Here is a 22,131-nt window from a genome sequence, read left to right as displayed (position 1 = left end):
CGCGAAAGCGGTGGGGCCGCTAATAGATCAGGTGATCTGATACACCGCATTCGCGAGCAAGCCCCCTCCCACATTTGGATAGCATCTCAATCGTCTAGCTGTTTGGGCGGTGGCAGGGTGAAACCTGACACCGACCTGCGCAACTGACTGGCCATTTTCGCCAGGTTGCCGATGCTTTCCGCAGTGGCTGTGGAGCCCGACGAGGTCTGCGTGGTGATCTGCTGAATCACGTTCATGGTCAGGGAAATCTGCCCCGCCGACGATGTCTGTTGCTGCGCCGCATTGGAAATACTCTGGATCAAGGCCGCCAGGGTTTTCGACACGCCTTCGATCTCTTCCAGTGCCACCCCGGCGTCTTGCGCCAACCGTGCACCACGCACCACTTCGGTAGTGGTCTGTTCCATGGAAATAACCGCTTCGTTGGTGTCGGTTTGGATCGCCCGCACCAAGGTTTCAATCTGCCGCGTGGCGGCCGATGAACGCTCGGCCAGCCGTTGCACCTCATCGGCCACCACCGCAAACCCGCGCCCGGCGTCCCCAGCCATGCTCGCCTGAATCGCGGCGTTGAGGGCGAGGATGTTGGTCTGGTCGGCGATGTCATCGATCAGGCTGACGATGTCGCCAATTTCCTGGGACGATTCGCCCAGGCGTTTGATGCGCTTGGCGGTGTCCTGGATCTGCTCGCGAATGTTGTCCATGCCGTGGATGGTGTTGTGCACCACCTCGTTGCCCTTGTTGGCGATTTCCACCGAACGCTCCGCCACCGCCGAGGACTCGGCGGCGTTGGCCGAGACCTGGTCAATGGACTGAGCCATCTGGTTGATCGCCGTGGACGCTTCGGCAATTTGTTGGGCCTGATGCTCCGAGGCCTGGGCCAGGTGCATGGCGGTAGCCTGGGTTTCCTGTACCGCGCCGGCCACTTGCCCGGCGGTGAGGTTGATGGTGGCGACCAGATCGCGCAGTTGGTCCACGGAGTAATTGATGGAGTCGGCGATGGTGCCGGTGAAGTCTTCAGTCACCGAGGCCGTCACCGTTAGGTCTCCATCAGCCAAGTCTTCGATTTCATCGAGCAAGCGCATGATCGCGTTCTGGTTGCGCTCGTTTTTCTCGGCGGTTTCATGCAACTGGCGGTTGGTCTCACGCACCATCACCAGACCGATCAGGATGATCGAGGCCAGCGCCAACAGGCCCAGCACATAGCCGCCGATGGTGTCGAAACTGCGCCCGCTGGCGAGGTTCTCAAAACCTGTGGCCAGGTGCGAGGCTTCATCGAGCAGGGTTTGCGACAGGTTGAAGATATTGCTCGCCGAGGCGCGCACCTGGAACAGCTGCGGCGAGGTTTCGAGGATTTCATCCACGGAGCCTGAGACAAATTCGAACAACTCGGCGATTTCCGCCAGCCGCGCACGGGCGTCGTGGTCTTCGACCTGAGTGATGCGCAAGCCCGGGTTGCCGTTGAGCATGCCGTTGAGTACCAAGCCGAAGCGGTTGGCATCGCGACCAAAGGCGTCGGCGGCCTGCACAGCGGTTTCGTCACCGGCCAGCACGGTGTTGACGGCGCCAAGAATACGCTCAGCCAGCAGCGACTGGCGCTGGGCCAACGCCACTTGGCTGGCCGGGGCACCGCGTTGCAGCAGGATGTCGACGACCTTCTCCGATTCCATCTGCAATTGCGGCACAGTTTCAGCGAGGGTGGCGGCCACTTGGTGCAACGACAGCACGGTCTGCTCGCTGGCGAGGATCGCGTCGGTGTTTTTCAGCAGCGCTTCCCAGTCGGTCTGCACGGCGCGCATCTCGGCGCGCACTGCACTGGGCGCGGCCGGCAAACCGGTCTCGGTGTCGCCTTTTTTCAGGTAGCCCCAGCGCTGGGCGAAGTCGTTGCGCGCATCGCCCAGCAACTTGAACGCGGCAGCCTTGCCGGCGGCGGCTTCGGTGGCGTTCTTGGCGATGCGTTGGGACAGCACGCGCAGCTCACCGGCGTGGCCGATGTACTGCTTGTCGTAGGTGGACTGGGTGTTGAGGTACGCGAAGTTGGCGAACAGCAGCATGATGAACACGATCAGCGCAATAAACAGCACGATGATCTGCGAACGGCTGCGCGAGGCGGCTTGCGGTTTGGGTGTGGTAGCGGTGGTCATGCGGCGACATCCATGAAGCCTGGAGCCTGGGCCAAAGCGAAGGGGCTGAAGACCTGCCACAGCTGGTCGCTGTCGAACTGGCCCTGGATAAACGGTGCGACCGCAGGCGCGCTCGCCAACAATGCGTCTTGCGCGAAATGCTGCATGCCCGCCACCTCGTCCACCAGCAGCCCGACAAACAAGTCGTTAAATTCCACCACCAGCACCCGCCGTTGCTTGTGCGCCTTGGACAGCTCCAGCCCCAGAAAACCGCCCAAGTCCATCACCGGCAGCAAACGCCCACGCAGGTTGGCCACACCCTTGACCCAGGGTTTGACCCCAGGCATTAAGGTACAGCGCGGCTCATGCAACACCTCGGCGACTTCGCCCATCGGCGCCACATACCAATACGGCCCCAGGCGAAAACCGATTCCGCTCCAACGTTGCAGGCGGGTTTCCTGGGACGGCAGGTCGGCGGCCAGCAGGCGGCAGCGGCGGTCGATGTCCAGCAGCAGCTCGAAGGCGGTTTGCGACTCGGTCATGATGGCGTGCCGTTAGCCGGCCAGCACCTTGTTCAGGGTGGCAATCAGGGTTTCTTCGTCCACGGGTTTGGTCAGGTAATCCTTGGCGCCCTGACGCGCGCCCCAGATCTTGTCGGTTTCCTGATCCTTGGTGGTGATGATGATGATCGGGATACCGTTGGTTTCCGGCTCCTTGGACAGTTGGCGGGTGGCCTGGAAGCCATTGAGGCCCGGCATCACGATATCCATCAGCACGGCGTCGGGTTTTTCCTGACGGGCCAGGGCCACGCCGTCCGCGCCGTTTTCAGCTTTGAGAACCTGGTGGCCGTGCTTTTCCAGCATGCCGGTCAGTTTGTACATTTCGGTCGGCGAATCGTCGACGATCAGAACACGTGCCATGGTTTTCCCCACTACATTGGTGGACGCCAGCCCTTGTGAGGCGGTGTCAGTGTGCTTGTTCTGCTGCGGCGAAGCCGGGCACATAGGCCTTGATCGCGCTCAGCAGTTCTTCCTTGCTGAAAGGCTTGGTCAAAAACTGATCGACACCAACGGTGCGCCCCTTGGCCTTGTCGAACAGGCCGTCCTTGGAGGACAACATGATCACCGGAATCGACTTGAACGCCGGGTTGTTCTTCACCAGTGCGCAGGTTTGATAGCCATCCAGGCGCGGCATCATGATGTCGACAAAAATAATGTGCGGGTGATGATCAACAATCCGGGCCAATGCATCGAAACCGTCGATGGCCGTGATGACATCGCAGCCCACGTTCTTCAACAGCGTCTCGGCGGTGCGGCGGATCGTTTTCGAATCGTCGATCACCATCACTTTCAAGGCGTTGGAATGCTGTTCCATATCTGCTCTACCATCGCCACAGCGAATCGGTTTTCGGTGTGTACTGCCAGATGTTGCACAGGATGAGCGCCGCAAGCCTTGGAATTCAAGGGCTGCTGCACCGTGGGAGTCTTTTTAGCACAGTCTCCGGGCGCAATCTATCGAGCAACCGGCCAGGTGGTTTTTCCTTGACCCACAACAGCCGCAGCGCCACTCTGACGCCACTTTTATGCGCCCTAATTTGCTAGAGGAAATCCCCCATGAGCGTTCGCGTCGCCATTGTCATGGACCCTATCGCCAGCATCTCCTATAAAAAGGACAGCTCGCTGGCCATGCTCCTGGCCGCCCAGGCCCGCGGCTGGAGCCTGTTCTATATGGAGCAGCGCGACCTTTACCAGGGCGACGGCGAAGCCCGCGCACGCATGCGCCCGCTGCAGGTGTTTGCCAACCCTGAAAAGTGGTTTGAGCTTGCGGATGAAATCGACAGCCCGCTGAGCGATCTGGACGTGATCCTGATGCGCAAGGACCCGCCGTTCGACATGGAATTCGTCTATTCCACCTACCTGCTGGAGCAGGCCGAGCGCGCCGGCGTGTTGATCGTCAACAAACCGCAGAGCCTGCGCGACTGCAATGAAAAGCTGTTCGCCACCCTCTTTCCACAGTGCACACCGCCGACCGTGGTCAGCCGCCGCGCCGATGTGCTGCGTGAATTCGCCGCCAAACATGGCGATGTGATCCTCAAGCCGCTGGACGGCATGGGCGGTACGTCGATCTTCCGTCACCGTGCGGGCGACCCTAACCTGTCGGTGATCCTGGAAACCCTGACCGCGCTGGGCACCCAGCAGATCATGGGCCAGGCCTACCTGCCGGCGATCAAGGACGGCGACAAACGCATCCTGATGATCGACGGCGAGCCGGTGGATTACTGCCTGGCGCGTATCCCGGCAGCCGGCGAGACCCGTGGCAACCTGGCTGCTGGTGGCCGGGGTGAAGCACGCCCACTGTCGGACAAAGACCGTTGGATCGCCGCTCAGGTTGGCCCGACCTTGCGCGAAAAAGGCCTGCTGTTTGTAGGACTCGACGTAATTGGTGAGAACCTCACCGAAATCAACGTCACCAGCCCGACCTGTATTCGCGAGATTGATAACGCATTTGGCACGAACATCGGCGAAATGCTGATGGCTGCCATTGAGCGCAAGCTACAAGCCAAGTGACATAGAACAGCCGGACACACACCAACATTGCGTTATCATGCGCCACCTGTGAAATGCGCGATGTTGGTTTTTTTGTCATGACGCTCCCGCCCGATCTGCCCCTAGAACTCTCCCACAGCGGCGTGCGCCCAGCTGATCGGCTCGGATTTACCCTGTTCCTGGCAGCCTTGATCCACCTCGCGTTGTTGCTCGGCCTGGGCTTCACCTTCGCCGAACCCAAGCAGATCAGCAAAACCCTGGAAATCACCCTCGCCACGTTTAAGAGCGAAAAGAAGCCCGAAAAGGCCGACTTTCTCGCCCAGGACAATCAGCAAGGCAGCGGCACCCTCGACAAGAAGGCCGTGCCCAAGACCACCGAAGTGGCGCCCTTCCAGGACAATAAGGTGAATAAAGTCACCCCGCCGCCGGCGCCCAAGCCCGAGGTCAAGCAGGCCGCGCCCAAGGCCGCCGTGACCACCGTCGCGCCGAAACCGCAAAAAGCCCCGACCCAACGCGAGAAAGCCAAGACCGAGCCGCAGCCCGAGCCCGTGAAACCGGCGCCGACCTTCGACAGCTCGCAGCTCTCCGACCAGATCTCCAGCCTCGAAGCAGAGCTGGCCAACGAACAACAGTTGTACGCCAAACGCCCACGCATTTATCGCCTGAACGCCGCCTCGACCATGCGCGACAAAGGCGCCTGGTATAAGGATCAGTGGCGCAAGAAGGTTGAGCGCATCGGCAACCTCAACTACCCGGACGAGGCCCGTCGCCAGCAGATCTATGGCAATTTGCGCTTATTGGTGTCGATCAACCGTGATGGTTCGTTATATGAAGTGCAGGTGCTGGAGTCGTCCGGCCAACCGCTGCTGGACCAGGCTGCCCAACGTATCGTGCGCCTGGCCGCGCCTTTTGCGCCGTTTACCGGTGACCTGAACGACATCGACCGCCTGGAAATCATCCGCACCTGGAAGTTTGCCCGGGGTGATCAGCTGTTCAGCAACTGACAATGCGCCCCTGTAGCTGGAGCTACGGGCTATTGTGGTGAGCCCCGCTCGCCACAATAGCCTGCTCGCGAGAATTAGGGTCTGCCGCAGCTTGTCAGTTCGCCCCTCCAACGCCACACTAGCGAACATGAAAAATGTCAGCCCGACCTACCTCAAGCACCAATTCCTGATCGCCATGCCCCATATGGCCGACCCAAACTTTGCGCAAACCTTGACCTACATCGTCGAGCACACGGCCAATGGTGCCATGGGATTAGTGGTGAACCGCCCGCAAGAGCTGAACCTGGCGGATATTCTTGAGCAATTGCGCCCCGAGATCGACCCGCCAGCGCGTTGCCAGAGCGTACCGATTTATATCGGCGGGCCGGTGCAGACCGATCGCGGTTTTGTGCTGCACCCCACCGGGCCCACGTTTCAGGCCACGGTGGACCTCGAAGGCGTGTCGCTGTCCACGTCCCAGGACGTGTTGTTCGCCATCGCCGACGGCGTGGGGCCTGAGCAAAGCGTGATCACCCTCGGCTACGCCGGCTGGGAAGCCGGGCAACTGGAAGCCGAATTGGCCAGCAATGCCTGGCTGACCTGCCCGTTCGACGCCGACATTCTGTTTAACACAGCCAGCGAACTGCGCCTGGAAGCGGCGGCGGCCAAGCTGCGGGTCAACCTCAGCCTGTTGACCCGCCAGGCGGGGCACGCCTGATGGCCTTGCGCTTGATTCTCGGTTTTGACTACGGCACCAAACAAATCGGCGTAGCGGTCGGCCAGGTGATTACCGGCCAGGCCCGCGAGCTGTGCACGCTCAAAGCCCAGAACGGCGTGCCGGACTGGAATCAGGTCGAAGCCCTGATCAAGGAGTGGAAGCCCGACGCGGTCGTGGTCGGCCTGCCCTTGAACATGGACGGCACCCCCAGCGACATGTGTCTTCGCGCTGAAAAATTCGCCCGCCGCCTTAATGGCCGCTACAACCTGCCCTTCTATACCCACGACGAGCGCCTGACCACCTTTGAGGCCAAGGGTGAGCGCCGCGACCGCGGCGGCCAGAAAGGCAGTTACCGCGACAACCCAGTGGACGCCATCGCCGCCGCCTTGCTGTTGCAGGGTTGGTTGGATGAAAACAGCGCTTTATTTGAATCCTGACTGACGCGGCTTGCCGCGTCTTTTTACGTTTGAGCCCGGACCTTGCCTGCGCAAGGCCCTGAAGGAGCCACCATGAGTCTGCCCAATCCCGCCGAACTGATCAGCCAGATGGCGATTCGCCTCAAGGCGCACCTGCAACACCGTGCTATCAGCGAGCCGCGCTTTATTGGTATTCGCACCGGCGGCGTATGGGTGGCACAAGCGTTGTTGGAAGAACTGGGCAGCGAATCGCCGCTGGGCACGCTGGACGTATCGTTCTACCGCGACGACTTCAGCCAGAACGGCCTGCACCCGCAAGTGCGCCCTTCAGCCCTGCCGTTCGAGATCGAAGGCCAGCACCTGGTGCTGATAGACGACGTGCTGATGAGCGGCCGCACCATCCGCGCCGCCATGAACGAGCTGTTCGACTACGGCCGCCCGGCCAGCGTGACCTTGGTGTGCCTGCTGGACCTGGACGCCGGCGAATTGCCGATCAGCCCGGATGTGGTCGGCGCCACCCTGTCCTTGGAAGCCCGCCAGCGGGTAAAATTATCCGGTCCCACGCCGCTCGAACTCGAACTGCAAGACCTTGCCCTTTAAACCGCCTTGTACAGAGTCCCTGCGATGACGCCTCTAGATGCCAAGCGCCCGCTGCAGCTCAATGCTCAGGGCCAGCTGCAACACTTCCTGTCCCTCGACGGTTTGCCGCGCGAACTGCTGACTGAAATCCTCGACACCGCCGACTCGTTCTTAGAGGTCGGCGGCCGCGCGGTGAAGAAGGTCCCGCTGCTGCGCGGCAAGACCATCTGCAATGTGTTCTTCGAGAACTCCACCCGCACCCGCACCACCTTTGAGCTGGCAGCCCAACGGCTGTCGGCCGACGTGATCACGCTGAACGTGTCGACCTCGTCGGCGAGCAAGGGCGAGACCCTGCTCGACACCCTGCGCAACCTGGAAGCCATGGCTGCCGATATGTTCGTGGTACGCCACGGCGACTCCGGCGCAGCGCACTTCATCGCCGAGCACGTGTGCCCGAACGTAGCGATCATCAATGGCGGCGATGGCCGTCACGCGCACCCGACCCAAGGCATGCTCGACATGCTGACGATCCGTCGGCACAAGGGCGGCTTTGAAAACCTCTCGGTGGCCATCGTCGGGGACATCCTGCACTCGCGGGTCGCGCGCTCGAACATGTTGGCCCTCAAGGCCCTGGGCTGCCCGGACATCCGCGTCATCGCGCCGAAAACCCTGCTGCCGATCGGCATCGAGCAATACGGCGTGAAGGTTTACACCGACATCACCCAAGGCCTCAAGGAGGTGGACGTAGTGATCATGCTGCGCCTGCAACGCGAGCGCATGGCCGGTGGCCTGCTGCCGAGCGAAGGTGAGTTCTACCGCCTGTTCGGCCTGACCACCGCACGTTTGGCCGGGGCCAAGCCGGATGCCATCGTCATGCACCCAGGTCCGATCAACCGCGGCGTGGAGATTGAGTCGGCGGTGGCCGACGGCAGCCAGTCAGTGATTCTCAACCAAGTGACCTACGGCATCGCCGTGCGCATGGCGGTGTTGTCCATGGCCATGAGCGGGCAAACCGCGCAACGTCAATTCGAGCAGGAGAACGCCCAGTGAAGCTCAGCATTCTCGGCGCCCGAGTCATCGATCCGGCCAGTGGCCTGGATCAAATCACCGATCTTCACCTGGAGGCCGGCAAAATAATCGCCATCGGCGCTGCGCCCGCAGGCTTCAGCGCGGTTGAGACCATCGATGCCAAAGGCCTGGTGGCCGCGCCTGGCCTGGTGGACCTGAATGTCGCTCTGCGCGAGCCGGGTTACAGCCGCAAAGGCACCATCGCCAGTGAAACCCGCGCCGCCGCTGCCGGTGGTGTGACCAGCCTGTGCTGCCCGCCGCACACCAAGCCAGTCCTGGACACCTCGGCCGTGACCGAGCTGATCCTCGACCGCGCCCGCGAAGCTGGCAATTGCAAAGTGTTCCCTATCGGCGCCCTGAGCAAAGGCCTGGAAGGCGAACAGCTCGCCGAGCTGATCACCCTGCGGGACGCCGGTTGCGTGGCGTTCGGCAATGGGCTGGACAGCTTCCGCAGCACGCGCACCCTGTGTCGCGCTTTGGAATACGCGGCCACGTTCGACCTGACGGTGATTTTTCACTCCCAGGACCGCGACCTGGCAGAAGGCGGCTTGGCCCATGAAGGCGCGGTCGCCAGTTTCCTCGGCCTGCCGGGCATTCCGGAAACCGCTGAAACCGTGGCCTTGGCACGTGACCTGCTGCTAGTAGAGCAAAGCGGTGTGCGTGCGCACTTCAGCCAGTTAACCAGCGCTCGCGGCGTGGCTTTGATCGCCCAGGCCCAAGCACGAGGCCTGCCGGTGACGGCGGACGTGGCGCTGTATCAGCTGATTTTGACCGATCAAGCGCTGATCGACTTTTCCAGCCTGTACCACGTGCAGCCGCCGCTGCGTACCCTGGCCGACCGTGAAGGGTTGCGTGCGGCCGTGAAGTCGGGGGTGGTGTCGGCGATCGCCAGCCACCACCAGCCCCACGAGCGCGATGCCAAGCTGGCGCCGTTTGGCGCGACAGAACCGGGCATCAGCAGCGTCGAGTTGTTGCTGCCGTTGGCGATGACACTCGTGGAGGACGGCTTGCTCGACCTGCCGACATTACTGGCGCGCCTGAGTGCTGGCCCGGCCGAAGCCTTGCGCTTGCCGGCAGGTAAATTGGCGGTGGGTTCAGCGGCGGATCTGGTGCTGTTTGATCCGGCTCGCTCCACGGTTGCCGCAGAGCGCTGGCTGTCCAAGGGTGAAAACTGCCCGTTCATCGGCCATAGCTTGCCGGCGACGGTGCGGTACACCTTGGTGGACGGGCGGCTCAGCTACCAGGCCTGACTCCGGCCTGGAGTGAGCACAGTAAATGTGGGAGCGGGCTTGCTCGCGAATGCAGTGGATCAGTCAGCATATTTGTCGGCTGACGCACCGTATTCGCGAGCAAGCCCGCTAGCACATTTGCATCTCTATATGACTTGAGCGATTTATCGGCCGTTATTGCGCTCGGCATTACGGATCGAAATCTGCGTATTCAGCGTCCAGAAGTCATACAGCACCCCGATCAGGAACAACCCGCCGGTCAGCAGGTAGATCAGGCCGGTGATCCACTTGCCTTGATACATGCGGTGCAAACCGAACACACCCAGGAATGCCAACAGTATCCAGGCCACGTTGTACTCGATCGGCCCAGCGGTAAAACGCAGGTCTGCTTCACGGTCCATGGCTGGGATCAGGAACAAGTCGATCAGCCAACCAATACCGAGCAGACCGAAGGTGAAAAACCAGATCGTCCCGGTCACAGGCTTGCCGTAATAGAAGCGGTGCGCCCCGGTAAAACCGAAAATCCACAGCAGGTAACCGATTAGCTTGCTGTGGGTGTCTTGCTGCATCACATCCTGTCGATAGGTGTTCATGGCGTACCTCTTTTGCCTCGATAGATAAATTTTTTCATTTTCTTTGTGACTTTTTTACGGGCGCCCGACGCACGGTAAATGGTATCTTCCCTCCCGCAAAGCCTTATGCCACCTGACCTCTGCAGGACAATAGCGGCAATTCGTCGCGTTTTTCCTGAATTTGACCCCAGGGTTCAGTCGACAAACGGCCTTAGAACGACACAAAAAGCTGTTATAAAGTTGCGCGCAAACCAAAAAGAGCCACGCCTAATGCGACCATTTTTCAAGACATGGCTAACCATCTGCCTATTAATGCCACTGGCCGCCCACGCCACCAATCGTGAGCAACGTCTTCCTAACGTTAACGGTTTCACCCCTAAAGTTCACAGCACGCCAAGCACCGCCAAGTCGGTAAAGCTGACCGTCAACCGCCCAACTCACGTGAGCAAGGCCCACAACGGTAAAGCAGTTCCAGGCCTGATAGCAGGCAACACCAAACAAAGCAGCAACGTTTTGAGCCGCGCCGTGAACGTGCTCGGTACTCCTTATCGTTGGGGCGGCAGCAGCCCAAGTAAAGGGTTCGACTGCAGTGGTTTGGTGAAATATGCGTTTAACGACGTCAAAGCCGTGGATTTGCCACGCACCTCCAACGCCATGGCCGCCGGCCACGGGCTGAAGGTTGAGCGCAAAGACCTGAAACCGGGCGACCTGTTGTTCTTCAAATTGAAGAGCCGCCAGGTCAACCATGTTGCCATCTACCTGGGCAACGACCGTTTCATCCACGCACCGCGTCGTGGCAAGTCGGTAAGCATCGACACGCTGAAGAAGCCGTTCTGGAACAAGAACTACGTGATTGCCAAGCGGGTTCTGCCGAAAGAGCAGAACAACAACCTGCGGGTTGTGCAGCGCTAAGCCAATAGGCACTAAGCTCCCCATTTGAAATGCAATCAAATGTGGGAGCTCAGTGTCCTTTAGATATCCCCAGGCACCCTCGCCTGCCCCCGCGCTTCCTCCCGGCTCACCAGCCCCTCGCTGACCAGCGCCTTCAAGCTCATGTCCAACGTCTTCATCCCCAACGCCCCACCGGTCTGAATCGCCGAGACCATCTGCGCCACTTTGTCCTCGCGGATCAGGTTACGAATGGCTGGCGTGCCCAGCATGATCTCGTGAGCCGCCACCCGCCCGCCGCCGAGCCTCTTTACCAGCACCTGCGACACCACCGCCTGTAGCGACTCCGAGAGCATCGAGCGCACCATGGCCTTTTCCCCCGCCGGGAACACATCCACCAATCGATCCACGGTCTTTGCCGCCGACGTCGTGTGCAGCGTGCCAAACACCAGATGCCCGGTCTCAGCGGCCGTCAGCTCCAGGCGGATGGTTTCCAGGTCGCGCAGCTCGCCCACCAGGATCACATCCGGGTCTTCGCGCAGGGCCGAACGCAGCGCCGCCGAAAAGCTGTGGGTATCGCGGTGCACTTGCCGCTGGTTGATCAGGGCCATTTTCGGCCTGTGGATAAACTCGATCGGGTCTTCCAGGGTGAGGATGTGCTGGCGCCGGTGCTGGTTGAGGTAGTCGATCATCGCCGCCAGCGTCGTGGACTTGCCGGACCCGGTCGGCCCGGTCACCAGCACCAGGCCACGTGGCCGTTGGGCGATACGCTGGAACACTTCGCCCAGCCCGAGGTTTTCCAGGCTCTGCACTGCGGCTGGAATAGTGCGAAACACCGCCCCCATGCCGCGATCCTGCTGGAACACATTCGCCCGGAACCGCGCGACGCCCGGTAGTTCGAAGGCAAAATCCGTTTCAAGAGATGTTTCGAAATCCTTTTCTTGGTATTCGTTGAGCAAAGGGCTCAATAAATCCGCAACTTGCGGGGGCGAAAGCACCGGCCCCTCCAGCGGCCAGACCTCGCCATCAACGCGCAGCATCGGCGCCAGGCCGGCCGACAAATGCAGGTCGGAGGCGCCACGGCGCACGCTGGCCGTCAGCAGTTCAGTGATATCCATAGGGCTTTCCATTTCCAGTAGAATGCCGCGGACTCCATATCCACGGGTGCATCTTGAATGTCGACGATAGCAGACAACATTGGCCTGGTTAGCGCGCGGATCCGTGCCGCGGCCCACGCCGTGCAACGTGACGAAAGCAGCGTCCACCTACTGGCCGTGAGCAAGACCAAACCCGCACAAGCCGTGCGCGAAGCCTATGCCGCCGGGATGCACGATTTTGGCGAGAACTACCTGCAAGAAGCCCTGGGCAAACAGGCCGAATTAACCGACCTGCCCTTGAGTTGGCACTTCATCGGCCCCATTCAATCGAACAAGACTCGTGCGATCGCCGAGAATTTTGCTTGGGTACATTCCGTGGACCGCTTGAAAATTGCTCAACGCCTGTCCGAACAACGCCCGGCCGACCTGCCGCCGCTGAATATCTGCATCCAGGTCAATGTCAGTGGCGAAGCCAGCAAGTCCGGCTGTACACCCGCCGACCTGCCTGCCCTGGCCGAGGCCATCAGCGCCCTGCCACGCTTGAAACTGCGCGGCTTGATGGCGATCCCTGAGCCGACTGACGACCGTGCAGAGCAGGATGCAGCCTTCGCGACAGTACGCGACCTGCAAGCGAGCCTGAACCTGGGCCTGGACACACTTTCCATGGGCATGAGCCACGACCTTGAGTCGGCCATCGCCCAAGGCGCCACCTGGGTGCGGATCGGTACCGCCCTGTTTGGCGCCCGCGACTACGGCCAGCCGTGAAATGGCTGACTTTCCTCTGAATAAGGACCTGTCATGAGCAACACGCGTATTGCCTTTATCGGCGCCGGCAACATGGCGGCCAGCCTGATCGGTGGCCTGCGGGCCAAAGGCCTCGAAGCCTCCCAGATCCGCGCCAGCGACCCGGGCGCCGACACCCGCGCCCGCGTCAGCACCGAGCACGGCATTGAAACCTTTGCCGACAACGCCGAGGCCATCCAAGGCGTTGACGTAATCGTACTGGCGGTCAAGCCGCAGGCGATGAAAGCGGTGTGCGAAAGCCTGCGCCCGAGCCTGCAACCGCATCAGTTGGTGGTCTCCATCGCCGCCGGTATCACCTGCGCCAGCATGAACACTTGGCTGGGCGCCCAGCCGATCGTGCGTTGCATGCCCAACACCCCGGCGCTGCTGCGTCAGGGCGTGAGTGGCCTGTACGCCACATCCGAAGTGAGCGCCGAACAGCGTGACCAGGCTCAAGAGCTCCTGTCTGCCGTAGGCATCGCCCTGTGGTTGGAACAGGAACAGCAACTGGATGCGGTCACCGCCGTCTCCGGCAGCGGCCCGGCTTACTTCTTCCTGTTGATCGAAGCCATGACCGCCGCTGGCGTGAAACTGGGCCTGCCACAGGAAGTGGCTGAGCAACTGGCAGAGCAAACCGCCCTGGGCGCCGCCAAGATGGCTGTTGGCAGCGAGGTGGACGCCGCCGAGTTGCGCCGCCGCGTAACCTCGCCGGGCGGCACCACGCAAGCCGCCATCGAGTCGTTCCAGGCCGGGGGCTTTGAAGCCCTGGTGGAAAAAGCACTGGGTGCCGCGGCACATCGTTCGGCTGAAATGGCCGAGCAGCTGGGTAAATAGTCGTCCCCTGCAACTGGACTAGATAGGAAACAAACATGCTTGGACTCAATGACGCTGCCATTTTCATCATCCAGACCTTAGGCAGCCTGTACCTGCTGATCGTGCTGATGCGTTTTATCCTGCAACTGGTGCGGGCGAACTTCTACAACCCACTGTGCCAGTTCGTGGTGAAGGCCACCCAACCGCTGCTCAAACCGCTGCGCCGCGTGGTCCCGAGCCTGTTCGGCCTGGACATGTCGTCGCTGGTGCTGGCGCTGCTGCTGCAGATTCTGTTGTTTGTGGTGATCCTGATGCTCAACGGCTACCAGGCCTTCACCCCGCTGCTGTTGCCATGGGGCCTGATCGGTATCTTCTCGCTGTGTTTGAAGATCATCTTCTGGTCGATGATCATCAGCGTGATCCTCTCGTGGGTCGCACCGGGCAGCCGCAGCCCTGGCGCTGAGCTGGTTAGTCAGATCACCGAACCGGTGCTGGCACCGTTCCGTCGGTTGATCCCGAACCTGGGCGGCCTGGATATCTCGCCGATCTTCGCGTTTATCGCGATTCAGCTGCTGCAAAGCTGGGTGATCCCGCGCCTGGCCTTCTACGCGTTCATGCCCAAAGAACTGTTCGGCCTGATCTGATTCACGCCTGGCAAACTGCGAGGGCCGGATAACCTCCGGCCTTTGCTTGCCGCTAGGGTCCCCGCTCTTTAGACTTACGCCTCATTTAAACGAGAGCAGGGTCGATGCCAACTGCCTTCCCCCCCGATTCTGTTGGACTGGTCGTGCCCCAAGTGGCGCACTTCAGCGAGCCGCTGGCCCTGGCCTGTGGCCGTTCGCTGCCGGCCTATGACCTGATCTACGAAACCTACGGCCAACTGAACGCCACGGCGAGCAATGCCGTGCTGATCTGCCACGCCTTGTCCGGCCACCATCACGCCGCAGGCTTCCACAGTGTCGAGGAGCGTAAGCCCGGCTGGTGGGACAGCTGCATCGGCCCCGGCAAGCCCATCGACACCAACACGTTCTTTGTGGTCAGCCTGAACAACCTCGGCGGCTGCAACGGCTCCACCGGCCCCAGCAGCCTCAACCCGGAAACCGGCAAACCGTTCGGCGCGGATTTCCCGGTGCTGACCGTGGAAGACTGGGTGCACAGCCAGGCGCGCCTGGCTGACCTGCTGGGCATCGGCCAATGGGCCGCGGTGATCGGCGGCAGCCTGGGCGGCATGCAGGCGCTGCAATGGAGCATCACCTACCCAGACCGCGTACGCCACTGCCTGGCCATCGCCTCGGCACCAAAACTCTCGGCGCAGAACATCGCCTTCAACGAAGTGGCACGCCAGGCGATCCTCACTGACCCTGAGTTCCACGGTGGTTCGTTCCAGGAAGCGGGCGTGATCCCCAAACGTGGGTTGATGCTGGCGCGAATGGTCGGGCACATCACTTACCTGTCCGATGACTCCATGGGCGAGAAATTCGGCCGTGGGCTCAAGAGCGAGAAGCTCAACTACGACTTCCACAGCGTCGAGTTCCAGGTGGAAAGCTACCTGCGTTATCAGGGCGAGGAGTTTTCCGGGCGTTTCGACGCCAACACCTACCTGCTGATGACCAAGGCACTGGACTATTTCGACCCGGCCGCCAACTTTAACGACGACCTGGCGAAAACCTTCGAGGGCGCTACGGCCAAGTTCTGCGTGATGTCGTTCACCACCGACTGGCGCTTCTCGCCGGCCCGTTCGCGGGAACTGGTGGATGCCTTGATGGCCGCCAAGAAAGACGTCTGCTACCTGGAGATCGATGCGCCGCAGGGCCACGACGCCTTTCTGATTCCGATCCCGCGTTACCTGCAGGCCTTCAGCAACTACATGAACCGCATTACTTTGTGAGAACGCCATGAGAGCCGACCTGGAAATCATCCAAGACTGGATCCCCGCCGGCAGCCGCGTGCTCGACCTTGGCTGCGGTGATGGCGAACTGCTGAGCTGGCTGCGCGACAACAAGCAGGTCACCGGTTATGGCCTGGAAAACGACCCGGACAACATCGCCCAGTGCGTGGCCAAAGGCATCAACGTCATCGAGCAGGACCTGGACAAGGGCCTGGGCAACTTTGCCAGCAACAGCTTCGATATCGTGGTGATGACCCAGGCCCTGCAAGCGGTGCACTACCCGGACCGCATCCTCGACGAAATGCTGCGCGTGGGCCGCCAGTGCATCATCACCTTCCCCAACTTCGGCCATTGGCGCTGCCGCTGGTACCTGGCCACTAAAGGCCGGATGCCGGTGTCGGATTTTCTGCCGTACACGTGGTACAACACGCCGAACATCCACTTCTGCACCTTCGAAGACTTCGAAGCCTTGTGCGGCGAGCGTGAAGCCAAGGTAATCAACCGCCTTGCTGTCGATCAACAGCATCGCCACGGCTGGGCGAGTAAGCTGTGGCCCAACCTGTTGGGCGAAATTGGTATCTACCGGGTCAGTAGTCCGAGCATCACGGACCATAAAGTTGCCGTCTAACCATTTTCAAGGAGGACGAACATGAGTCGTTTGGCTGTATTTCTACTCACCGCATGCCTGGGCGCCAGCGCCATGGCGGCGGACGCTATCGACGGTAATCGCCAGAAAGAATTCGGCGATATCACCGTGCATTACAACACCTTCACCTCCAGCTTCCTGCAACCGGAAACCGCCCAGGAGGTGGGTGTGGTGCGCAGCAAGAATAAGGGTTTGATCAATGTGACCGTGGTCAAGGGCGTGACCCCGGTGGCGGCGCAGGTGACCGGCACCATCAAGGACTTGGGCGGCAAGACCGAGGTCCTGACGTTCAAGCAAATCACCGAGAAAGGCGGGATCAATTATCTCGCGCCGTACTCGGTGCCGCAGCGCGAATACAAGACGTTTACCATCAACGTTGAAACCGGCGGCAAAGCCCACAGCTTCCAATTCAACCAAGAACTGTTTCCGGCCGAATAATGAACCTGACTCAACTCGTACTGGCCAGCCATAACGCCGGCAAACTCAAAGAACTCCAGGCCATGCTCGGCGAGTCCGTGCAACTGCGCTCGATTGGCGAGTTCAGCCAGGTCGAGCCGGAAGAAACCGGCCTGTCGTTCGTTGAAAACGCGATTCTCAAGGCGCGCCATGCCGCACGCATTTGCGGCTTGTCTGCATTGGCGGATGATTCGGGCTTGGCGGTGGATTTCCTCGGCGGCGCCCCTGGCATCTACTCGGCGCGTTACGCTGACGGCAAGGGCGACGCGGCCAACAACGCCAAGCTGCTGGACGCCCTCAAGGACGTGCCGGATGCGGAACGTGGCGCGCAGTTCGTCTGCGTGCTGGCACTGGTGCGGCATGCCGATGACCCGTTGCCGATCCTCTGCGAAGGCCTGTGGCACGGGCGCATTCTGCATACAGCCAGTGGCGAGCATGGCTTCGGCTATGACCCGCTGTTCTGGGTGCCGGAGCGCAATGTCTCCAGCGCCCAACTGAGCCCGGCCGACAAGAACCAGATCAGCCACCGCGCCCGCGCAATGGATTTGCTGCGCCAACGCCTGAGCCTGAAATGACCCAAAACACCTCTGCGCAGCCGCTGATCCACGGCGGCGCGCAAACACCTCGGGCGGCCCTGCCTCAGCTGCCGCCCTTGGCGCTGTACATCCACATCCCGTGGTGCGTGCGCAAATGCCCTTATTGCGACTTCAACTCCCACACCGCGAGCAACGTGCTACCGGAAGAAGAGTATGTGGACGCGTTGCTCGATGACCTTGATCAAGACCTGCACGCAGTTTACGGCCGTGAACTCAGCTCGATCTTTTTCGGTGGCGGCACGCCGAGTCTGTTCAGCGCCGCCGCGCTGGGGCGCTTGCTCAAGGGTGTGGAAGCACGCATCCCGTTTGCCGGCGATATCGAGATCACCCTGGAAGCCAACCCCGGGACCTTCGAGCAAGAGAAGTTCGTGGCATACCGCAAGCTGGGGATCAATCGCCTGTCCATCGGCATCCAGAGCTTCCAGCAGCAAAAGCTTGAGGCCCTGGGCCGCATTCACAATGGCGACGAAGCGGTGCGCGCAGCGGGCATGGCACGCCAGGCCGGGTTCGATAACTTCAACTTGGACCTGATGCATGGTTTGCCTGACCAGTCCCTGGACGATGCCCTGAGCGACTTGCGCCAGGCTATCGCACTGAAGCCGACGCACTTGTCCTGGTACCAACTGACGCTGGAACCCAACACCGTATTCTGGAACCAGCCGCCCGCGCTGCCGGAAGACGACACGTTGTGGGACATTCAGGAAGCCGGCCAGGCGCTGCTGGCTGAGCACGGTTACGCGCAATATGAAGTCTCGGCCTACTCCCAACCGGGTCGCCCGGCGCGGCATAATCTGAATTACTGGAGCTTTGGCGACTTTATCGGTATTGGCGCCGGTGCCCACGGCAAGCTGAGCCACCCGGACGGGCGCATCGTGCGCACCTGGAAGACCCGCGCACCCAAGGATTACCTCAACCCGGCCAAAAGCTTCCAGGCCGGGGCGAAAGAACTGACCAACGAAGAACTGCCGTTCGAGTTCCTGATGAATGCATTACGGCTCACCGAAGGTGTCGAGGCCAAGCTCTACGCCGAGCGTACCGGCCTTGATCTGGCGAGCCTGAACGAAGGCCGCCGTGAGGCAGAACAAAGTGGCTTAATGCAGGTCGAACCGTCACGCCTGGCGGCGACTGACCGCGGGCAACTCTTTCTCAATGACCTGTTGCAGACGTTTTTGAGCTGATCGCTCTTAAGGAAATCGAATGGATTTGGTACTCGACCTGCTCGCCACCGTATCCCGCTGGAGCCGCAGCAACCTGTCGGAAATATCCCTGGCCCTCGTCGGCTGCTTGCTGGTGCTGTTCGGCGCCGACATCAAAGGCTGGGTTGAAGCGCGGTTGGGCAACATCGCCGGTGCATTGCGCGTACCGTTGATGGCGCTGGTGTGCATGATCGGTAGCGGTGCGGCGTTGATCTATGCCACACCGTGGATTGTGCGGGGCCTGAGCCAGTTCAATAACTACAGCCTGGCACCCGTATTGGTGGTGGTGCTGGTGTTGATTGGGGTTGTGGCAGACCGCCGCTGACCCCAAACCCGACACACAGATACAAATATGGGAGGGGGCTTACTCCCTCCCATATTTTGGCTGCCTTCCAAGCTAATAACCTGTCAGTCGACTTTCTCGAACTTCAAATCCCAAACCCCATGCCCCAACCGTTCGCCACGGCGTTCGAACTTGGTGATCGGGCGTTCGGCCGGGCGTGGCACGCATTTGCCGTCTTGCGCCAGGTTGCGGTAGCCAGGGGCGACGTCCATCACTTCCAGCATGTATTCGGCATACGGTTCCCAGTCGGTGGCCATGTGCAGGATACCGCCGACTTTCAGCTTGCTGCGCACCAGCTCCGCGAAGGATGCCTGGACGATGCGGCGCTTGTGGTGACGGGATTTGTGCCATGGGTCCGGGAAGAACAGCATCAGGCGGTCGAGGCTGTTGTCGGCGATGCAGCGGTTGAGCACTTCAATCGCGTCGCAGTCATAGACTCGCAGGTTAGTCAGGCCTTGGGTCAGCACACCGTTAAGCAGCGCACCGACACCCGGACGGTGCACTTCCACACCGATGAAGTCCTGCTCCGGCGAGGCGGCAGCCATTTCCAGCAGCGAGTGCCCCATGCCAAAACCGATTTCCAGGGAACGCGGGGCCGAACGGCCGAACACCTGGTCGAAGTCCACCGGCGCGTCAGCCAATGGCAACACGAACAGCGGTGTGCCTTGCTCCAAGCCTTTTTGCTGGCCTTCGGTCATGCGACCGGCGCGCATCACAAAACTCTTGATGCGGCGGTGCTTGGACTCGTCACCTTCGTCCACGGTGTTCGGCGTTTCGTTTGATTCAGTCATCAATGGCTCTTACTTGATCAGACCATCCAGCGGCGAGGAGGCGCTGGCATAGAGTTTTTTCGGCATGCGCCCGGCGAGGTAGGCCAAGCGGCCCGCGACGATGGCGTGGTTCATGGCTTCAGCCATCATGATCGGCTGCTGGGCATGGGCGATGGCCGAGTTCATCAGCACCGCATCGCAGCCCAGTTCCATGGCGATGGTGGCGTCGGAGGCAGTACCCACGCCCGCGTCCACCAGCACCGGGATTTTGGCTTCTTCGAGGATGATCTGCAGGTTGTACGGATTGCAGATACCCAGTCCGGAACCGATCAAACCGGCCAGCGGCATCACCGCGATGCAGCCGATGTCTGCCAATTGACGGGCAATAATCGGGTCATCACTGGTGTAGACCATCACGTCGAAGCCTTCCTTGACCAGCGTTTCGGCGGCCTTCAGGGTTTCGATCACGTTGGGGAACAAGGTCTTTTGGTCGGCCAATACTTCCAGCTTCACCAGGCTATGGCCGTCGAGCAGCTCACGGGCCAGGCGGCAGGTGCGCACGGCTTCGATAGCGTCGTAGCAACCGGCGGTGTTCGGCAAGAAGGTGTAGCGGTCCGGCGACAACACTTCGAGCAGGTTCGGCTCGCCTTCGATCTGCCCGAGGTTGGTGCGGCGCACGGCAAAGGTGACGATCTCGGCCCCCGAGGCTTCGATGGCCAGGCGGGTCTCTTCCATGTCACGGTACTTGCCGGTGCCAACCAGCAGACGGGACTGGTAGGTGCGACCGGCCAGGACGAAGGGCTTGTCGCTACGAACGATGCTCATGGGAAATCCTCGAGTTGGGGTGAGGTTCTGCAGAATGCGGGGTGGCGCCCTTGAGCGCCGGACGGCTAGCCGCCGCCGATGGCGTGGACCACTTCGACCTGATCACCTTCGGTGAGCGCGGTTTCGGCGTGCAGGCTACGCGGGACGATATCCAGGTTGAGCTCCACTGCGACACGACGCCCGGTCAAGTCCAGACGAGTCAGCAGGGCCGCAACGGTTTCACCGTCGGGCAGTTCAAAGGATTCGCCGTTCAACTGAATGCGCATGCCACGGGCCGCCATCGTTTTTAGGGGCCCGCATTCTAGCCCGATTGGCGTTGTCGGCCCAAGCCCCTCGGTCAGATGACCTGCAGGCGCCAGGCGGTGAGCCCCAGGAAGAACCAGCCGAGCAGGAACGCCAGGCCGCCAAATGGCGTGATGATCCCGAGTTTGCTGATGCCGGTCAGGGTCAGCACATACAAACTGCCGGAGAACAGCAGGATACCGACAGTAAAGGAAATGCCCGCCCAGCTGACTAGTCGGCCAGGAATATGCGCCGCCAGCAATGCCACGCCGAACAACGCCAAGGCATGCACCAGTTGGTAAGTCACGCCGGTGTGGAAGATCGCCAGGTACTCGGCGCTCAGGCGGTTTTTCAGGCCGTGAGCGGCAAATGCACCGAGGGCGACGCCGGTAAAGCCGAAAAAGGCAGCCAGCATCAGAAAGCTACGCAGCATGAGGAACTCCAGTCAGACTCAAAGGGCCGGGTCTGTATAATGGCCCGCTCAACGGGTTCGGCCAAGCCATCTCTATGCTGCGTCTCCTCTTCAAGCGTTTTATCAAAGTCGTGAAATGGTGTGCCATCGGCAGTGTGCTGCTGGTGCTGCTGTTTCGTGTCGTGCCGCCACCGCTCACTGCGCTGATGGTGGAGCGCAAGGTCGAATCCTGGGTCGACGGCGAGCCGATTGACCTGCAGCGCACGTGGGTGGCGTGGGATGAGATTTCCGATGACCTCAAGGTGGCGGTGATGGCCGGTGAAGACCAGCGCTTCCCGCAGCACTGGGGTTTTGATTTTGGCGCGATTCAGGCGGCATTGCTGCACAACGAGCGCGGTGGCTCGATTCGGGGCGCCAGTACGCTGAGCCAGCAGGTGTCGAAAAACCTGTTCCTGTGGAGCGGCCGCAGTTACTTGCGCAAAGGCCTGGAGGCGTGGTTTACCGGGTTGATCGAGGTCTTTTGGCCCAAGCAGCGGATTCTTGAGGTGTACCTCAACAGCGTGGAGTGGGATGAAGGCGTGTTCGGCGCGGAGGCGGCGGCGCGGCATCACTTTGGAGTGAGCGCCAAGGGGCTTTCGCGCCAGCAGGCGAGCTATTTGGCGGCGGTGCTGCCTAACCCGCGAGTGTGGAGTGCCAGCCATCCGACGGCGTATGTGGCGCGGCGGGCGGCATGGATTCGTCAACAGATGAGCCAGTTGGGCGGGGACGGTTACTTGGTGGAGTTGAATAACTCGCGCAAGGCACCATGGGCCGACTGACATCCCCCCAAAAAAAATGTGGGAGGCCGCTTGCTCCCGATAGCGGTAGATCAGTCAATTTGATCTCGACTGACACTCAGCTATCGGGAG

28 protein-coding genes are annotated in these 22,131 nt (G+C 61.1%); 18 read left to right on the top strand and 10 right to left on the bottom strand.

Translation table 11 applies throughout. The features are described from left to right. Positions 1–86: 86 nt before the first annotated feature. The 4 genes from E0F99_RS05560 to pilG are packed head-to-tail and all read right to left on the bottom strand — an operon-like array spanning position 87 to position 3,491. On the bottom strand, positions 87–2,138 hold the full coding sequence (locus E0F99_RS05560; protein ID WP_083356315.1) for a methyl-accepting chemotaxis protein: 2,052 nt from the start codon (positions 2,136–2,138) through the stop codon (positions 87–89). Then, positions 2,135–2,659, bottom strand: coding sequence for a chemotaxis protein CheW (locus E0F99_RS05555; protein ID WP_083356314.1), 525 nt, complete (start codon positions 2,657–2,659; stop codon positions 2,135–2,137). The genes E0F99_RS05560 and E0F99_RS05555 overlap by 4 nt, the downstream gene beginning before the upstream one ends. A gap of 12 nt (positions 2,660–2,671) precedes the next feature. Further along, positions 2,672–3,037, bottom strand: coding sequence for a twitching motility response regulator PilH (gene pilH / locus E0F99_RS05550; protein ID WP_014720320.1), 366 nt, complete (start codon positions 3,035–3,037; stop codon positions 2,672–2,674). Between the two features lie 46 nt (positions 3,038–3,083). Then, complete coding sequence (pilG, locus tag E0F99_RS05545) at positions 3,084–3,491, bottom strand: twitching motility response regulator PilG (protein WP_083356313.1); 408 nt, start codon at positions 3,489–3,491, stop codon at positions 3,084–3,086. Between the two features lie 239 nt (positions 3,492–3,730). Between pilG and gshB the strand changes: the two genes are divergently transcribed. The 7 genes from gshB to E0F99_RS05510 all read left to right on the top strand — a co-directional run bounded on the left by gshB (position 3,731) and on the right by E0F99_RS05510 (position 9,677). After that, on the top strand, positions 3,731–4,684 hold the full coding sequence (gene gshB / locus E0F99_RS05540; protein WP_083356312.1) for a glutathione synthase: 954 nt from the start codon (positions 3,731–3,733) through the stop codon (positions 4,682–4,684). Positions 4,685–4,761: 77 nt separating this feature from the next. After that, positions 4,762–5,667 (top strand): energy transducer TonB, encoded by a 906-nt coding sequence (locus E0F99_RS05535; protein ID WP_083360349.1) that lies wholly within the window; start codon positions 4,762–4,764, stop codon positions 5,665–5,667. 127 nt (positions 5,668–5,794) lie between these two features. Beyond that, entirely contained in the window at positions 5,795–6,364 is a 570-nt protein-coding gene (locus E0F99_RS05530) for a YqgE/AlgH family protein (RefSeq protein ID WP_083356311.1), read from the top strand. Further along, positions 6,364–6,801, top strand: a complete 438-nt coding sequence (gene ruvX / locus E0F99_RS05525) for a Holliday junction resolvase RuvX (protein ID WP_007945492.1) — start codon at positions 6,364–6,366, stop codon at positions 6,799–6,801. The genes E0F99_RS05530 and ruvX overlap by 1 nt, the downstream gene beginning before the upstream one ends. 72 nt (positions 6,802–6,873) lie before the next feature. Then, positions 6,874–7,380, top strand: a complete 507-nt coding sequence (gene pyrR, locus E0F99_RS05520; protein ID WP_083356310.1) for a bifunctional pyr operon transcriptional regulator/uracil phosphoribosyltransferase PyrR — start codon at positions 6,874–6,876, stop codon at positions 7,378–7,380. 24 nt (positions 7,381–7,404) lie between these two features. Beyond that, positions 7,405–8,409: an aspartate carbamoyltransferase catalytic subunit gene (locus E0F99_RS05515; protein ID WP_083356309.1), complete on the top strand. Its 1,005-nt coding sequence runs from the start codon at positions 7,405–7,407 to the stop codon at positions 8,407–8,409. After that, on the top strand, positions 8,406–9,677 hold the full coding sequence (locus E0F99_RS05510; RefSeq protein WP_083356308.1) for a dihydroorotase: 1,272 nt from the start codon (positions 8,406–8,408) through the stop codon (positions 9,675–9,677). The genes E0F99_RS05515 and E0F99_RS05510 overlap by 4 nt, the downstream gene beginning before the upstream one ends. Before the next feature lie 143 nt (positions 9,678–9,820). Here the strand turns inward: E0F99_RS05510 and E0F99_RS05505 are convergent, their stop codons facing one another. Beyond that, positions 9,821–10,249: an NINE protein gene (locus tag E0F99_RS05505; protein ID WP_083356307.1), complete on the bottom strand. Its 429-nt coding sequence runs from the start codon at positions 10,247–10,249 to the stop codon at positions 9,821–9,823. 249 nt (positions 10,250–10,498) lie between these two features. Between E0F99_RS05505 and E0F99_RS05500 the strand changes: the two genes are divergently transcribed. Continuing rightward, positions 10,499–11,140 carry a C40 family peptidase gene (locus E0F99_RS05500; protein ID WP_083356306.1) on the top strand — a complete coding sequence of 214 codons (642 nt, stop codon included), beginning with the start codon at positions 10,499–10,501 and terminating at the stop codon, positions 11,138–11,140. Between the two features lie 59 nt (positions 11,141–11,199). Here the strand turns inward: E0F99_RS05500 and E0F99_RS05495 are convergent, their stop codons facing one another. Continuing rightward, the gene (locus tag E0F99_RS05495) at positions 11,200–12,234 is read right to left on the bottom strand and encodes a type IV pilus twitching motility protein PilT (protein WP_083356305.1); all 1,035 of its coding nucleotides are present in this window, start codon (positions 12,232–12,234) and stop codon (positions 11,200–11,202) included. 57 nt (positions 12,235–12,291) lie between these two features. Between E0F99_RS05495 and E0F99_RS05490 the strand changes: the two genes are divergently transcribed. The 9 genes from E0F99_RS05490 to E0F99_RS05450 all read left to right on the top strand — a co-directional run bounded on the left by E0F99_RS05490 (position 12,292) and on the right by E0F99_RS05450 (position 18,916). After that, positions 12,292–12,978, top strand: a complete 687-nt coding sequence (locus E0F99_RS05490) for a YggS family pyridoxal phosphate-dependent enzyme (RefSeq protein WP_083356304.1) — start codon at positions 12,292–12,294, stop codon at positions 12,976–12,978. A gap of 33 nt (positions 12,979–13,011) precedes the next feature. Further along, a complete protein-coding gene (proC, locus tag E0F99_RS05485) occupies positions 13,012–13,830 on the top strand; it encodes a pyrroline-5-carboxylate reductase (protein ID WP_083356303.1) in 819 nt (272 codons plus the stop codon). Between the two features lie 35 nt (positions 13,831–13,865). Next, complete coding sequence (locus E0F99_RS05480) at positions 13,866–14,453, top strand: YggT family protein (RefSeq protein ID WP_083356302.1); 588 nt, start codon at positions 13,866–13,868, stop codon at positions 14,451–14,453. Positions 14,454–14,557: 104 nt separating this feature from the next. After that, the gene (metX, locus tag E0F99_RS05475; RefSeq protein WP_083356301.1) at positions 14,558–15,697 is read left to right on the top strand and encodes a homoserine O-succinyltransferase MetX; all 1,140 of its coding nucleotides are present in this window, start codon (positions 14,558–14,560) and stop codon (positions 15,695–15,697) included. A 7-nt stretch (positions 15,698–15,704) separates the two neighbouring features. Further along, a complete protein-coding gene (gene metW, locus E0F99_RS05470; RefSeq protein ID WP_083356300.1) occupies positions 15,705–16,325 on the top strand; it encodes a methionine biosynthesis protein MetW in 621 nt (206 codons plus the stop codon). A 21-nt stretch (positions 16,326–16,346) separates the two neighbouring features. After that, positions 16,347–16,781 carry a DUF4426 domain-containing protein gene (locus tag E0F99_RS05465; RefSeq protein ID WP_083356299.1) on the top strand — a complete coding sequence of 145 codons (435 nt, stop codon included), beginning with the start codon at positions 16,347–16,349 and terminating at the stop codon, positions 16,779–16,781. Continuing rightward, the gene (gene rdgB, locus E0F99_RS05460) at positions 16,778–17,374 is read left to right on the top strand and encodes an RdgB/HAM1 family non-canonical purine NTP pyrophosphatase (protein WP_083356298.1); all 597 of its coding nucleotides are present in this window, start codon (positions 16,778–16,780) and stop codon (positions 17,372–17,374) included. Before E0F99_RS05465 ends, rdgB begins: the two co-directional genes overlap by 4 nt. Further along, positions 17,371–18,573, top strand: coding sequence for a radical SAM family heme chaperone HemW (gene hemW, locus E0F99_RS05455; RefSeq protein ID WP_083356297.1), 1,203 nt, complete (start codon positions 17,371–17,373; stop codon positions 18,571–18,573). The genes rdgB and hemW overlap by 4 nt, the downstream gene beginning before the upstream one ends. A 19-nt stretch (positions 18,574–18,592) precedes the next feature. Further along, positions 18,593–18,916 carry a DUF3392 domain-containing protein gene (locus E0F99_RS05450; RefSeq protein WP_083356296.1) on the top strand — a complete coding sequence of 108 codons (324 nt, stop codon included), beginning with the start codon at positions 18,593–18,595 and terminating at the stop codon, positions 18,914–18,916. Between the two features lie 83 nt (positions 18,917–18,999). Here the strand turns inward: E0F99_RS05450 and trmB are convergent, their stop codons facing one another. The 4 genes from trmB to E0F99_RS05430 form a co-directional block, all read right to left on the bottom strand. Next, entirely contained in the window at positions 19,000–19,725 is a 726-nt protein-coding gene (gene trmB, locus E0F99_RS05445; RefSeq protein WP_083356295.1) for a tRNA (guanosine(46)-N7)-methyltransferase TrmB, read from the bottom strand. A 9-nt stretch (positions 19,726–19,734) separates the two neighbouring features. Continuing rightward, on the bottom strand, positions 19,735–20,529 hold the full coding sequence (locus E0F99_RS05440) for a thiazole synthase (protein ID WP_083356294.1): 795 nt from the start codon (positions 20,527–20,529) through the stop codon (positions 19,735–19,737). Positions 20,530–20,594: 65 nt separating this feature from the next. After that, the gene (gene thiS / locus E0F99_RS05435; RefSeq protein ID WP_015886354.1) at positions 20,595–20,795 is read right to left on the bottom strand and encodes a sulfur carrier protein ThiS; all 201 of its coding nucleotides are present in this window, start codon (positions 20,793–20,795) and stop codon (positions 20,595–20,597) included. A 71-nt stretch (positions 20,796–20,866) separates the two neighbouring features. Further along, complete coding sequence (locus tag E0F99_RS05430) at positions 20,867–21,244, bottom strand: DUF423 domain-containing protein (protein ID WP_083356293.1); 378 nt, start codon at positions 21,242–21,244, stop codon at positions 20,867–20,869. A 74-nt stretch (positions 21,245–21,318) separates the two neighbouring features. Here E0F99_RS05430 and mtgA point away from each other — a divergent pair, with 74 nt between their 5' ends. Then, positions 21,319–22,041, top strand: a complete 723-nt coding sequence (gene mtgA / locus E0F99_RS05425; protein ID WP_083356292.1) for a monofunctional biosynthetic peptidoglycan transglycosylase — start codon at positions 21,319–21,321, stop codon at positions 22,039–22,041. The last annotated feature ends 90 nt before the right edge of the window (positions 22,042–22,131 follow it).

This window comes from Pseudomonas antarctica (assembly GCF_900624995.1).
GTDB classification, from domain to species: Bacteria; Pseudomonadota; Gammaproteobacteria; order Pseudomonadales; family Pseudomonadaceae; genus Aquipseudomonas; species Aquipseudomonas antarctica.
This window is presented reverse-complemented; position numbering and strand designations above follow the sequence as displayed.

Bases quoted from the DNA above. Each gene is read 5' to 3' on its own strand.
- metX (WP_083356301.1), top strand. From the start codon at position 14,558: ATGCCAACTGCCTTCCCCCCCGATTCTGTTGGACTGGTCGTGCCCCAA.
- E0F99_RS05465 (WP_083356299.1), top strand. From the start codon at position 16,347: ATGAGTCGTTTGGCTGTATTTCTACTCACCGCATGCCTGGGCGCCAGC.
- E0F99_RS05500 (WP_083356306.1), top strand. From the start codon at position 10,499: ATGCGACCATTTTTCAAGACATGGCTAACCATCTGCCTATTAATGCCA.
- E0F99_RS05450 (WP_083356296.1), top strand. From the start codon at position 18,593: ATGGATTTGGTACTCGACCTGCTCGCCACCGTATCCCGCTGGAGCCGC.
- E0F99_RS05530 (WP_083356311.1), top strand. From the start codon at position 5,795: ATGAAAAATGTCAGCCCGACCTACCTCAAGCACCAATTCCTGATCGCC.
- proC (WP_083356303.1), top strand. From the start codon at position 13,012: ATGAGCAACACGCGTATTGCCTTTATCGGCGCCGGCAACATGGCGGCC.
- pyrR (WP_083356310.1), top strand. From the start codon at position 6,874: ATGAGTCTGCCCAATCCCGCCGAACTGATCAGCCAGATGGCGATTCGC.
- metW (WP_083356300.1), top strand. From the start codon at position 15,705: ATGAGAGCCGACCTGGAAATCATCCAAGACTGGATCCCCGCCGGCAGC.
- mtgA (WP_083356292.1), top strand. From the start codon at position 21,319: ATGCTGCGTCTCCTCTTCAAGCGTTTTATCAAAGTCGTGAAATGGTGT.
- E0F99_RS05515 (WP_083356309.1), top strand. From the start codon at position 7,405: ATGACGCCTCTAGATGCCAAGCGCCCGCTGCAGCTCAATGCTCAGGGC.
- trmB (WP_083356295.1), bottom strand. From the start codon at position 19,725: ATGACTGAATCAAACGAAACGCCGAACACCGTGGACGAAGGTGACGAG.
- E0F99_RS05505 (WP_083356307.1), bottom strand. From the start codon at position 10,249: ATGAACACCTATCGACAGGATGTGATGCAGCAAGACACCCACAGCAAG.
- ruvX (WP_007945492.1), top strand. From the start codon at position 6,364: ATGGCCTTGCGCTTGATTCTCGGTTTTGACTACGGCACCAAACAAATC.
- E0F99_RS05480 (WP_083356302.1), top strand. From the start codon at position 13,866: ATGCTTGGACTCAATGACGCTGCCATTTTCATCATCCAGACCTTAGGC.
- pilH (WP_014720320.1), bottom strand. From the start codon at position 3,037: ATGGCACGTGTTCTGATCGTCGACGATTCGCCGACCGAAATGTACAAA.
- pilG (WP_083356313.1), bottom strand. From the start codon at position 3,491: ATGGAACAGCATTCCAACGCCTTGAAAGTGATGGTGATCGACGATTCG.
- hemW (WP_083356297.1), top strand. From the start codon at position 17,371: ATGACCCAAAACACCTCTGCGCAGCCGCTGATCCACGGCGGCGCGCAA.
- thiS (WP_015886354.1), bottom strand. From the start codon at position 20,795: ATGCGCATTCAGTTGAACGGCGAATCCTTTGAACTGCCCGACGGTGAA.
- gshB (WP_083356312.1), top strand. From the start codon at position 3,731: ATGAGCGTTCGCGTCGCCATTGTCATGGACCCTATCGCCAGCATCTCC.
- E0F99_RS05430 (WP_083356293.1), bottom strand. From the start codon at position 21,244: ATGCTGCGTAGCTTTCTGATGCTGGCTGCCTTTTTCGGCTTTACCGGC.
- E0F99_RS05440 (WP_083356294.1), bottom strand. From the start codon at position 20,529: ATGAGCATCGTTCGTAGCGACAAGCCCTTCGTCCTGGCCGGTCGCACC.
- E0F99_RS05495 (WP_083356305.1), bottom strand. From the start codon at position 12,234: ATGGATATCACTGAACTGCTGACGGCCAGCGTGCGCCGTGGCGCCTCC.
- E0F99_RS05560 (WP_083356315.1), bottom strand. From the start codon at position 2,138: ATGACCACCGCTACCACACCCAAACCGCAAGCCGCCTCGCGCAGCCGT.
- E0F99_RS05555 (WP_083356314.1), bottom strand. From the start codon at position 2,659: ATGACCGAGTCGCAAACCGCCTTCGAGCTGCTGCTGGACATCGACCGC.
- E0F99_RS05490 (WP_083356304.1), top strand. From the start codon at position 12,292: ATGTCGACGATAGCAGACAACATTGGCCTGGTTAGCGCGCGGATCCGT.
- E0F99_RS05535 (WP_083360349.1), top strand. From the start codon at position 4,762: ATGACGCTCCCGCCCGATCTGCCCCTAGAACTCTCCCACAGCGGCGTG.